A 10,976-nucleotide genomic window follows, 5' to 3' on the forward strand; every position below is an offset into this window, starting at 1 on the left:
GGTACGGAGTCGTGCGTACCGCCTTTACGGTGGGTGCCCCGCAGCGTTTAGGCTGTCTTGACGAACGGCAATGACGCATGTGGCGCGGGACCGCTTCAGCGGTCCGGGGGACGACCGGGGAGCCGTGCCAGGCCCAGTCGTTCAGATGCACAGCCAAGACCAGGAGGCGTAGTGACCAGTGACCGGGACCAGCGGAACCCGGACCTCGGCGACGGATCGATCGAGACGGAACTGACTGGCGAGTTCCACCTCGACTTCGACGCGCCGTCCTGGTACTCGAACGCGGGTGAATCGGGCGCCGCGGGGACGCCCGCGCCCCCTTCCTCCGGCACGCCCGCGACCCCTCCGCCCAGCCAGCCCCCGGCTGCGCCCGGCTTCCCGAGCTTCGGAAACCCGGGCGCGCCCACGGGCCCCGGCACCGGTGACGCCGCGACGCCCGCACCCGCCGCGCCTCCGGCCCCGCCCGCTCCCGCCGCCTCCACCGATCCCGCCGCGTCGAGCCACCGGTCCGGTGTCGTCGACCCCACGGGTGACCTGTGGGGCGACGACGACGATGACGACGAGCCGGCGACCGGCGCGACCGCGGAGCCCGGGAGCGGCACCGACACCGGCGCGCAGGCTGCCCAGGCACCGCAAGCACCGCAGGCTCCCCAGGCACCTCAAGCGCCTCAGCCCCCGCAGGCCGTGGCGCCGCCCGCTCCCGAGGCGCCCGCGCCCGTGCCCGCCCCGGCGCCGGTCGCCCCCGCGCCGGCCGCGCCGCAGCCCCAGCAGCAGATCCCGGGTCAGCCGACGCCTCCGACGCCTCCGGTGCCGGGTGCGCCGCTGCCGCCCGCCGAGGGCTACGGCTACCCGCAGCAGCAGCCCCCGCAGGGCGCCCCGCTCCCGCCCGCAGAGGGCTATGGCTACCCGCAGCAGCAGGCGCAGGGCCAGCCCATGCCGCCGCCCGCCACCGGTGGGTACGGCTACCCGCAGCCCCAGCAGCAGGTCCCGGGTCAGCCGGCCCCGCAGGGCGCGGGCGGCTACGGCTACCCCCAGCAGCAGCCCCAGCAGCAGGCTCCGGTTCAGCCGGCCCCGCAGGTCCCCGGCTTCGGGCAGCCGCAGCCCGGCCCGGGCCAGCCGATGCCCCCGCAGCAGCCGGGCCCGTACGGACAGCAGCCCGCGCCGCAGCAGCAGCCGCCCGCCGGTTACGGCTACCCGCAGCAGCCCGGCCAGCAGCAGCCCCCGCAGCAGCAGCCTCAACAGCAGCCGGGCCAGGCCCCGTTCGCCCCGTACGGGCAGCAGCCGCAGCCGCCGTACCAGCAGGCCGCGCCGCAGCCCGCCGCTCCGGCGCCCGCCCCGACCCCGTACCCCCAGCCCACCGGCCCCCAGCCCGGCGCCGCCGATCCGCGGGCGGGCTGGGACCCGGGCGCGGGCCAGCAGCGTTCGGCGCCGGGTGCGCCGCTCGGGTACAACGCGCAGGTCGAGCTGAGCTCCGACCGCCTCCTGCGCAACCAGCCGAAGCGGAAGAACAACAACAAGGCCCCGAGCAAGTTCAAGCCGGGCGCCAAGGCGGCCGAGGCCGAGCGGCAGCGCAAGCTCCAGCTCATCCGTACGCCCGTCATGTCCTGCTACCGCATCGCCGTGATCAGCCTCAAGGGCGGTGTCGGCAAGACGACCACGACGATGTCGATCGGCGCCTCGCTCGCCTCCGAGCGGCAGGACAAGATCCTCGCGATCGACGCCAACCCGGACGCCGGCACGCTCGGCCGCCGTGTGCGCCGCGAGACCGGGGCGACCATCCGCGACCTGGTGCAGAACATCCCGCACCTGCACTCGTACATGGACATCCGCCGCTTCACCTCGCAGGCGCCCTCCGGTCTGGAGATCATCGCCAACGACGTGGACCCGGCCGTCTCGACGTCCTTCAACGACGCGGACTACCGCGCCGCGCTCGACGTGCTCGGCAAGCAGTACCCGATCATCCTGACCGACTCCGGCACGGGCCTCCTCTACTCGGCGATGCGCGGAGTCCTGGACCTGGCCGACCAGTTGGTCATCATCTCGACCCCGTCGGTCGACGGTGCGTCCAGCGCCAGCACCACCCTCGACTGGCTGTCGGCGCACGGGTACGCGGACCTCGTCCAGCGTTCCCTGACGGTCATCTCCGGGGTCCGCGAGACCGGCAAGATGATCAAGGTGGACGACATCGTCAGCCACTTCGAGACGCGCTGCCGCGGTGTGGTCGTCGTCCCGTTCGACGAGCACCTGGCGGCCGGCGCCGAGGTCGACCTCGACATGATGCGCCCGAAGACGCGCGAGGCGTACTTCGAGATCGCGGCGCTGATCGCCGAGGACTTCGCCCAGCGCGGCCAGTCCCAGATGCAGGCGGGCGCCATGTACGGCGGCCAGCCCGGCATGCCCCCCGCCGGCTTCCCGCAGCAGGGTTACGCGCCTCAGCCCCCGGCCCCTCAGCCGCAGGGCTACGGCTACCCGCAGCAGCCCCAGGCGCCCCAGCAGCAGCCCCCGCAGCCGCCGCAGCAGGGCGGGCTTCCGTCGGGCTGGACGCAGCAGCAGCCGCCGCAGTAGGAGTGCGCGACACCGTACGAGAGTGGGCCCCGTCCGTTGCATCGGACGGGGCCCACTCTCGTATCAACTCCCCTTGTTCTGCTACCTGTTATCGCTGGAAGGTTGACCGCAGATGCTGGTCGAGCCAGGCGGTCCATCCGGGTGCGTCGATGTGGTCGTAGGGGAAGGAGAAGGGCCCGTAGGAGCCGGTGACCAGGTCGAGCGAGTCATGGCGCGCGAAGAAGATGGACTCCAGCTGTCCGCCCGGCCTGCGGTACTCCGGGGGGAACCACATTTCGATCTCCTGCCAGAAGTCGGCACGGGAGTTCTGTCCGCCCTTGGGCGTGCCCTTCTTCACCTCGGCCTCGTCGAAGCGGAACCCGAGGTTGGCGTACGCCTGTAGCAGTGCGTCCTGCGCGGGCAGGGCGTGTACCTGGATCTCGTCGAAGTCGCCGGGGTCGACGGCGTTCTCGATGGACAGCTCGGTACGGACGGCGACGCGCGCCCCCTTGAGCGGGCGGCCGCCCAGTATGTGCGTGAGCGGAGTCTCCCACGGCACGGGCACCGTCACCTGAGAGCTGACCGTCTTCCCGGCGCGCAGCGGAAAGCGCTCGGCGATCACATCGGACCTGACGATGCCGGGGTTGCTCCAGGAGGTCTCGGTCTCCTCCAAGTCCTCGAACCGGGTGACGAGTTGAACGCGTACCCGGTCCACCTCGATGTCCACGGAGCCGCCGTGCAGCTCCACGGTGAAGTGCAACTGGTCGCCCGGCCGCACGGCGCCGGTGTTGAGCGTGGTCTCGACCTCGGGCGCACCGACCCCGAGCGAACTGAGGAACTTGCGGAAAGCCACGAATGCCCATTCCCGGGTCGCCGGCTCCGGGCCTGGACGGTCCAGGCCTGCCGCGACCCACCGCGTGCACCCTAGCGGGCACTCAGAACAGGTGGCCCAACCAGTGGCCCGCCATCAGCAGCACCCTGAAGATGATGCTGAGGACCAGCCCGACGCCGCCGATGCCGCACAGCCAGAGCACCGTGGTGGCTCGCCACGTGGACCCGGACGCGTCGTTCTCCGTGCCGGACGCTCCGTCGCCCTTCTCGGGTGCGCTGCGGACGGTGACGCAGAAGAAACCGAGACCGAGGAGCAGCACCGCGAGGAATCCGAGGAACAGGCAGTTGCTGACGGAGGTCCAGCTGGTGACGTAGAGAGTGCCGTCGGGAGCTCGGTTGGCGGCGACCGAGTAACCCTTCTTGTACCCCAGGTCGTAGTTCTGCTCGCGGATCCTGTCGATGGTGTCGCTGTCGCCGCTGCCGATGCGCCCGCTGAGGGTGAGCTGGGCCGAACCGTCGACGACGTCACCACCGGAGCGGAACGCACCGTTGCAGGTGAGCCGCTTGACGTCGTCGGTCGAATGACGAACACCGATCGAGTGCCTGCGTGAACTGGTCGAGCCGTACTTCGCCTCGCACGTGCTGATGGTCAGCTCGCCTCGGGTTCCGACGACTCCCGTGGACATCGCGGCAGTGGAGAAGCCGTACCAGCCGAGGAAGAGGGCGGCGACGAACAGCACAACTCCGAAGCCCCGGAAAACCACGCGAAATCCCCTGCCCGACGCCGAAGTCGACGGCGGTACGGGCGAAGACGACGACGAGGTGGGCGGGGAAGAGGAAGGGGGAGTGGGGGATACCGGGGAAGTCATGTCGAATTCCTGTAAAGGTTTTGTGGAGTGTGGGGAAGGTGGCGCGATGACGGGTGCGCGTGGAGGCACTACGACCGGGGCGTGAAGGGTGGGTGCCTAATGTGCCCCCTGAGAATCAGGTCGACTACAGTACGATACTCGGCTCGGCCGAGCAGTCAGTGGTGCGAGCGCGACAGTGTAGGAAATACAGGGGGAAGTCGATGGCGGGTCCGGGTTTCGATGTCGACGCGGATGTACTGAGGACACAGAGCCGGGCGTTCGATCAGATCGCGTCGGATTTCGCCTCCACGTCGAAGGCGTTCGGCGACAAGCTCAAGGAGCTCGAAGACGGCTGGGGCGACGACGACGTCAAGGTCGTCAGCGCACTCCTCACCGTGTACGCGCCGGTGAGCGGCGGAATCGTCGATTCGCTCGAACATCTCGGTGAGGCCCTCAAGGGAATCGGCGAGAAGCTCGGCTCCATGGCCGAGCAGTACGACCAGACGGAGCAGGACCACTATCAGGCTCTGATGCAGGCGGCCCAGCAGCACCGAGGCTGAATTGACCCCGAGCGGTCGAATGTCCGTATCCGAGCTTGTGCATCCGTAATCGGTCCGTACGGCCTCCCTGGTCGCCGTACGACTCCACACTTGTGTCTTGAGGGGAAACACCGTGTCCATCATGCTGCCCGGCGAACTCGACTGGGTTCTCGACCTGCTGGGATTCGAATGGCCGAACATCGACGAGGACAAGTTGATGGACGCCGCTCAGCAGTGGCGCGACTTCGGGCAGGCGGTTCTCGATTACCAGACGGAGGGCATCACCGCGGCTAACGCCGTCAAGGGCGCGAACCTGGGTGATGCCGCGGACGCGTTCGTCGCGGAGTGGAACAAGTTCGCCGACAGCGGCCTGGGTATCGGCGGGCACGGCATCGGCTATCTGGACGGCCTGGCGGGCGCGGCGCAGGTCCTCGGGGCGCTGCTCGAAGTCTGCGCGATCGTCGTCATCGCTCTGAAGATCTACGTCATCGTCCAACTCATCGATCTGGCGATCGAGTTCGCCGTGGCTCAGGCCTCTGCCATCGTGACGCTCGGCGGCTCCGAGGCGGCCTTCGCCGCCCGGGTCGTCATGATCCGGATGCTGGTCAGGCAGGCGCTGGAGGAGGCGGCTCAGAAGGTCGAGCAGGCCACTCTGCGGTCCGTCAAGGAGAAGGTCGTCGAGAAGGCCAAGGAGATGATCCGGGACCTGGCCAAGGACTTCACCAAGGACCTGCTCAAGGAGAAGGGCAAGGACCTGGCGAAGGAGTTGGCGGTCGACACGGCCAAGTCGGTGGCCAGTGAGGCGACGAGCCAGGCCATCAAGGGTGCTTTCGGCGCCGGTGACGGTCTCGGGGACAGCCTCAAGGGATTCGGCGTGGCAGCCGTCAACCCGGCCATGGGCAAGGTCGCCGGAGAACTCGAGGAGAACGACGAGGGCGGCTACGACTTCAAGGCGAAGGCCGGCGGTCAGATCGTCACCGGCGCCGGCGCCGTGGCCTCGGGTGACATGGGCGGTTTTGGTGACATGGCCGGCGGCGCCGGTGAACTGTTCGACACCGTGAAGGGCGAGGAGAAGCAGCCGGAAGCCGGCGGCTCGTCCGGTGAAGGCGGCTCTTCGGGAGGCGGGGCCTCCGGGAGCGGTGGCTCGTCCGATTCGGGCGGAACCTCGGGGGGTGGTGAAGCGTCCGGCTCCGGAGGATCCTCGGGCGATGGATCGTCGGATTCTGGTTCCGGGTCCGGCTCCGACTCCGGCGGTACCCCGGCGCCGGCGGCGGCCGCTGCCACGCCGTTCGGCTGACCTTCGGCCCTATCGACCGCGGCCTCGGCCCTCGTACGATCACGCCGTCCCCGTTCCCAGGAGGAGCTCCCACACCATGGGCAATGGCAACCGCAACGACAACGTCGACCCGCTCGGTGAGCGCGAGTACCCCATCGAGGACAAGAATCTCACCGAGGAGCAGAACGAGCACCTGACGGCGTCCTTGCGCAAGGTTCGCGACATGCCGAACGCGCCGGCGCCGCTCCAGGACCTGGCCCGTCAACTCCTGTCCGGGCGGATGGAGTTGAAGGATGTGCTCGACAGTCCGGCCGGGCACCGTGCGCTCGGTGAGGGTCTCGCGCCGCTGCGTGAGCAGTGGAAGAACATGTCGCCGCAGGAGCGCCAGAAGGTGCGCGAGTACGACCCGGACGAGGACCCGCAGGGTGGCGGCGCCGTCCGCGACAGCCGGATCCGGTAGTAGCGCCGGGGCTGCCCCACAGGACGTCGGTCTCCTCCAAGACCTCGAAACGCGCGATGAGTTGGATTCGGGACTGTTGCTGTTGAGCCCGACTGTTCCCGGTGTCACATCCTGCGGCGTCCCGGGAGGGGTGTCATTGGAAGGGCAGTGTGGCCAGCCCGAAGACGGCCATGCCGATGCGGAACAGGATGGCGAGGACGAGTCCGATGCCGGCGATGACGAACAGCCATTCCCAGGTGGCTTTCAGCGACTTGGGCATCAGCTGGTCCGCCTCCGACGCGGAGGGGCCGACACCCTTTTTCGGGAAGGACCCGGTGAGCGCGCACTTGGACCCGTAGGCGAAAAAGAGCATGAAGAAGAAGCCGCCGCACAGGTAATTGACCGCCGACTCCGCACTGGTGATCGCCAGCGTGCCGTCGACGGAGCGGTTCACCGCGAGCTTGTCGGCCTTCTCGTCGGTGACCTTGGTCGCGGCGTCGCTCTCGACATCGGCACCCCCGAAGCTCAAGCGGATCTGTGCCGACTTGTCCACGACGGAGCCGTCGGACGAGCGGAACACCCCATGGCAGAGCACCGATGCCCGTGCACGTTGGTTGATGCTCTTTGACGGACTTCGGTACGTGACCTCGCACTTACTGATGGAGAGGTCTCCGTGCGAGCCGACATACCCGCTGGACAGCACGGAGGTGGTGAAGGCCCAGTACATTCCGCCGAGCGTCAGCACCACCAGGACGATGCCGAAGATCCGCCCGATCAGGGCAGGTGCCGGAACGGGCGTGGCCTCGTCGGCGGGTGGCGGTTCGGCGGGCGGCTGAGGTGGGGCGGAAGGTGTCTTCATCGGTTCTCCAGAAGGCACGGGCCCTCAGATCAGCAGGCTTGCGAAGCCCGCGAACATCAGCAGGATCCGGAAGATGATGGCGAGCACCAGCCCGATGCCACCGATCACCCACAGCCAACTCTCCGTGCTCGTGGCCCACTTGGGCAGGGTGGCGGTTCCCTCGCTGTACGACGGGCCGATGCCCTTCTTGGGGAAGTGGCCGGCGCCGACGCAGGTGATGCTGTAGCCGAGGAAGATCACCGCGAGGAAGCCGAGGCACAGGCAGTTGGCGATCGACAGCCAGCTCGTGACGTAGAGACCGCCGTCGGAGGAGCGGTTGACGCCGACCTTGTAGCCCGGCTTGTAGCCCCTGTCGTAGTCCTGCTCGCGGATCTTGCTGATGGCGTCGCCGTCACCGCCGCCCTGGTTCCCGTCCAGGACGAGCCGGGCGGACCGGTCCACGACATCGCCGTCGGAGGAGCGGAACGTCCCCTCGCAGGCGAGCTCCATGACTCGCTTGCTCGGGTGCGAGCCGCTGGAGCGGGACCCGCCCGCGCCGTACTCCGTATCGCACTTGCTGATGGTCAGCTCGCCCCGCGTCCCCACGAGACCCGAGGACATCGCGGCGGTGGAGAAGCCGTACCAGATGACCGCGAGGGCGGCGATGGCGACCGCGACGCCGAACCAGCGTCCGATCGGCGAGGGCGGTACGGGCGTGCCGGCGGACTCCTCCGCGGGCGACGGCGAGGCCGCGGAAGCCGGGGAGGGAGGAGGGACGGGCGAGGCGGGAGAGGTCATGTCGTAGATTCCGTGAGAGGCCCGGTGGTGGGGGAATGCCAGGTGGTCGGCACTGTAATGGGCGCGCGTGGCGGACCTACGGCCGGGACGTGAAGAGGGAGTGCCTGCTGCGTCCTGTGGGGATGCGGTCGACTACAGTACGACATTCGGCTCCGCGGAGCCGGTACTGGTGAGAGACCGGCGGGGGGAACAGGCCATGGCGGGTGCTGGATACGACATCGATGCGGGCGTTCTGAAGTCCCAGGGACAGGCTTTCGCGCGTCTCGGCGAGGATTTCGGTTCCGCGGCGAAGAAGTCGGGCGACGCGATCGAGGAACTCGAAGAGGGATTTGGCGACGACGACGCCGGAGTCGCCACCACCATCCTCGATTTCTACAAGCCGATCAGCGCCGGAATCCGCGACTCGCTGGAGAACCTCACCGAGGCCCTCAAGGGGGTCGGCGAGAAGCTCGACTCCATGGCCGAGCAGTACGACAAGACGGAGCAGGACCATTACCAGGCGCTCATGCAGGCGTCTCAGAACCGTGGAGCCTAGCCCTTCCTCGTAGGGCAGAAGCACCCGATTCCGGGGCCTGTGTGCCCCTTGCGCAGATGTATCGCTGAGGAGCAATCACGTGGCCTGGGACGAGATCACCGTACTGCCGCCGGAACTCGACTGGATTCTCGACCTTCTCGGGTTCGACTGGCCGAACCTCAATGAAGTCAAGATGATCGAGGCCGCCAACGAGTGGCTTCAGCTCGGCCAGGCCGCGTCCGACGCGCAGGCGCAGGGCAACTCGGCGGCCCGGCCGATCACCAACTTCTCCGGCGAGGCCGTCGAGAAGTTCACCGAGGAGTGGGGCAAGTTCGCGGACGCGGCCCTGGGCGTCGGCTACCTCGACGTGATCATGGTGGCCTCGGGCGCGCTGGCCGGGGCGCTCACCGCCTGCGCGGCCGTCGTGGCCGAGATGAAGCTGGCCATCATCATCCAACTCATCGACCTGGCCATCGAGTTCGCCGCTGCGCAGGCGAGTGCCGTCTTCACGCTCGGCGCCTCCGAGGCGGCCTTCGCCGCCCGGGTCGTGATGGTCAGGCAGCTCGTCGGGCGCCTGCTCAAGGAGGCCGCGCAGAAGGTCTGGCAGGCCATCCAGGAGGCCCTCAAGGAGCGGGTCGTCAAGGAGGCGAAGACCATCCTCGAGGACCTGGCCAAGGACACCCTGAAGTCCGTCGCGAGCGAGGCCGCGACGCAGAGCATCAAGGTGAGCCTCGGTGCGGGCGGCAGTGTGCAGGAGTCCCTGCTGGGATTCGGTGCCGCGGCCGTCAATCCGGCGATGGGGAAGGTGGCCGGCGAGATCTCGGTGAACGACGACGGCAATGGCTACGACTTCGAGGCCAAGGCCGGCGGAAAGGTCGTGCAGGGCCTCGCCGCTGCCGACGCGGGCGACCCGGGCGGGCTGCGGACCGCCGTGCAGGGCGCGGGCGAGCTCTTCAACAACGCCACGGAGAAGCCGTCCGCGGAGTCGGGGACGTCGACGCCCACCACGACCTCCACCCCGTCCGAGCCGACGACGAGTGCTCCGTCCGCGCCTGCACCGGCCGCGGCATCGGAACCGGCCGCGGCGCCGACGCCGGCCGCCGCGTCCGCGGGGGCGGGGGCGGGGGCGCAGAACGATCAGGTCCGCGCCACGTTCGGCTGACGCTTCAACGAACCAGGTACGCATCCACAAGGGGGAGTCCCACACCATGAGCAACGGAACCGGCAACCGCAACAGCAACGTCGACCCGCTCGGCGAGCGCGAGTACCCCATCGAGGACAAGAACCTCACCGAGGAGCAGAACGAGCACCTGACGGCGTCCTTGCGCAAGGTTCGCGACATGCCGAACGCGCCCGCGCCGCTCCAGGACCTGGCCCGTCAACTCCTCTCCGGGCGGATGGAGTTGAAGGATGTGCTCGACAGTCCGGCCGGGCACCGTGCGCTCGGTGAGGGTCTCGCGCCGCTGCGTGAGCAGTGGAAGAACATGTCGCCGCAGGAGCGCCAGAAGGTGCGCGAGTACGACCCGGACGAGGACCCGCAGGGTGGCGGCGCCGTCCGCGACAGCCGGATCCGGTAGCTGCGGACGATGGGGAACGCGACCGATTCCGCCGCCTGGGAGCGGCATCGAGCCCGCCGCGCTCATGTGAACCGGCGGATGCGGGGCTGGCTCGTCGGAGGCGCCTTCGTCGTCGTGGGCTGCAAGCTGGCATTCTCCGGCATCGGCTACTTCGACGGCCATCTCACGATCTCGGCGCGCACCGGGTACGTCGCGGTGGAGTCCTGCGCGCCCACCGGCGATCACTACGCCTGCACGGGCACCTTCAAGGACGACAAGACCGGGGAGAAGACCGACAGCGCCGTCCTGGAGCGCAGTACCACCGCCGTGCGGGGAGCCTGGCTGCCCGCCTTCCGGACGGACGGCGACGCGTACAAGGCCTCGTCCGACGGTGAACTCACCGTCGGCAAGCTTGCCCGCGCCTTCGCCTGGCTCGGCGGCGCGACGCTGCTCCTCGCCGTGGGCGGCTTCTTCCTGCTGACGGGGTACATGCCGCGCGGCCGCTGGAGCGAGCCCAGGTACCGGTTCGGCCGCATCACGTTCGGGGAGGCCTGGCAGCTGTTGCGCCGGCGACGCCCGGCGCTGCCGGTCCTCGGCGCGCTCCTGGCGCTGTGCCCGCTGCTGATCGGCGCGGGATTCCTGGTGGCGGCAGTCGCGTAGGCCCAACTGCCCTTATGCGATAGCTGGTTGATGCGCCGCCTACGTGCGTGGGGGGGGGGGAGGGGGGCCCCCGTCGTTCGGGTCCCACCACCCCCCCCCCCCCCCCCCCCCCCCCCCCCCCCCCCCCCCCCCA

Annotated in this window: 12 protein-coding genes; 8 read left to right on the forward strand and 4 right to left on the reverse strand. The window is 69.3% G+C overall.

The window, feature by feature from the left end:
• Nucleotides 1–171 precede the first annotated feature (171 nt).
• Entirely contained in the window at nucleotides 172–2,565 is a 2,394-nt protein-coding gene (locus ACFVDP_RS15895; RefSeq protein WP_383489365.1) for an AAA family ATPase, read from the forward strand.
• 88 nt (nucleotides 2,566–2,653) lie between these two features.
• Here the strand turns inward: ACFVDP_RS15895 and ACFVDP_RS15900 are convergent, their stop codons facing one another.
• The gene (locus tag ACFVDP_RS15900; protein WP_383489368.1) at nucleotides 2,654–3,397 is read right to left on the reverse strand and encodes a sporulation protein; all 744 of its coding nucleotides are present in this window, start codon (nucleotides 3,395–3,397) and stop codon (nucleotides 2,654–2,656) included.
• A gap of 82 nt (nucleotides 3,398–3,479) precedes the next feature.
• Nucleotides 3,480–4,139 carry a hypothetical protein gene (locus tag ACFVDP_RS15905; RefSeq protein ID WP_383489370.1) on the reverse strand — a complete coding sequence of 220 codons (660 nt, stop codon included), beginning with the start codon at nucleotides 4,137–4,139 and terminating at the stop codon, nucleotides 3,480–3,482.
• Nucleotides 4,140–4,444: 305 nt separating this feature from the next.
• Between ACFVDP_RS15905 and ACFVDP_RS15910 the strand changes: the two genes are divergently transcribed.
• From ACFVDP_RS15910 to ACFVDP_RS15920, 3 genes are all read left to right on the forward strand, one after another.
• A complete protein-coding gene (locus ACFVDP_RS15910) occupies nucleotides 4,445–4,783 on the forward strand; it encodes a WXG100 family type VII secretion target (RefSeq protein ID WP_383489373.1) in 339 nt (112 codons plus the stop codon).
• Nucleotides 4,784–4,880: 97 nt separating this feature from the next.
• Nucleotides 4,881–6,059: a hypothetical protein gene (locus ACFVDP_RS15915; protein ID WP_383489376.1), complete on the forward strand. Its 1,179-nt coding sequence runs from the start codon at nucleotides 4,881–4,883 to the stop codon at nucleotides 6,057–6,059.
• A 76-nt stretch (nucleotides 6,060–6,135) separates the two neighbouring features.
• Entirely contained in the window at nucleotides 6,136–6,498 is a 363-nt protein-coding gene (locus ACFVDP_RS15920) for a hypothetical protein (RefSeq protein WP_383489379.1), read from the forward strand.
• A 133-nt stretch (nucleotides 6,499–6,631) separates the two neighbouring features.
• On the opposite strand, the gene ACFVDP_RS15925 is transcribed toward ACFVDP_RS15920, so the two are convergent.
• Both ACFVDP_RS15925 and ACFVDP_RS15930 read right to left on the reverse strand, forming a co-directional pair.
• A complete protein-coding gene (locus ACFVDP_RS15925; RefSeq protein ID WP_383489382.1) occupies nucleotides 6,632–7,336 on the reverse strand; it encodes a hypothetical protein in 705 nt (234 codons plus the stop codon).
• Between the two features lie 24 nt (nucleotides 7,337–7,360).
• The gene (locus ACFVDP_RS15930; protein WP_383489385.1) at nucleotides 7,361–8,113 is read right to left on the reverse strand and encodes a hypothetical protein; all 753 of its coding nucleotides are present in this window, start codon (nucleotides 8,111–8,113) and stop codon (nucleotides 7,361–7,363) included.
• A 196-nt stretch (nucleotides 8,114–8,309) separates the two neighbouring features.
• On the opposite strand from ACFVDP_RS15930, the gene ACFVDP_RS15935 reads away from it, so the two are divergent.
• From ACFVDP_RS15935 to ACFVDP_RS15950, 4 genes are all read left to right on the forward strand, one after another.
• Nucleotides 8,310–8,648: a hypothetical protein gene (locus ACFVDP_RS15935; protein WP_383489388.1), complete on the forward strand. Its 339-nt coding sequence runs from the start codon at nucleotides 8,310–8,312 to the stop codon at nucleotides 8,646–8,648.
• Nucleotides 8,649–8,727: 79 nt separating this feature from the next.
• Nucleotides 8,728–9,789: a hypothetical protein gene (locus ACFVDP_RS15940; protein ID WP_383489391.1), complete on the forward strand. Its 1,062-nt coding sequence runs from the start codon at nucleotides 8,728–8,730 to the stop codon at nucleotides 9,787–9,789.
• A 46-nt stretch (nucleotides 9,790–9,835) separates the two neighbouring features.
• Nucleotides 9,836–10,204, forward strand: coding sequence for a hypothetical protein (locus tag ACFVDP_RS15945; protein WP_383489393.1), 369 nt, complete (start codon nucleotides 9,836–9,838; stop codon nucleotides 10,202–10,204).
• A gap of 9 nt (nucleotides 10,205–10,213) precedes the next feature.
• Complete coding sequence (locus tag ACFVDP_RS15950; protein WP_383489396.1) at nucleotides 10,214–10,843, forward strand: hypothetical protein; 630 nt, start codon at nucleotides 10,214–10,216, stop codon at nucleotides 10,841–10,843.
• Nucleotides 10,844–10,976 lie beyond the last annotated feature (133 nt).

This window comes from Streptomyces sp. NPDC057694 (assembly GCF_042799415.1).
In the GTDB taxonomy this organism is placed as follows: domain Bacteria; phylum Actinomycetota; class Actinomycetes; order Streptomycetales; family Streptomycetaceae; genus Streptomyces.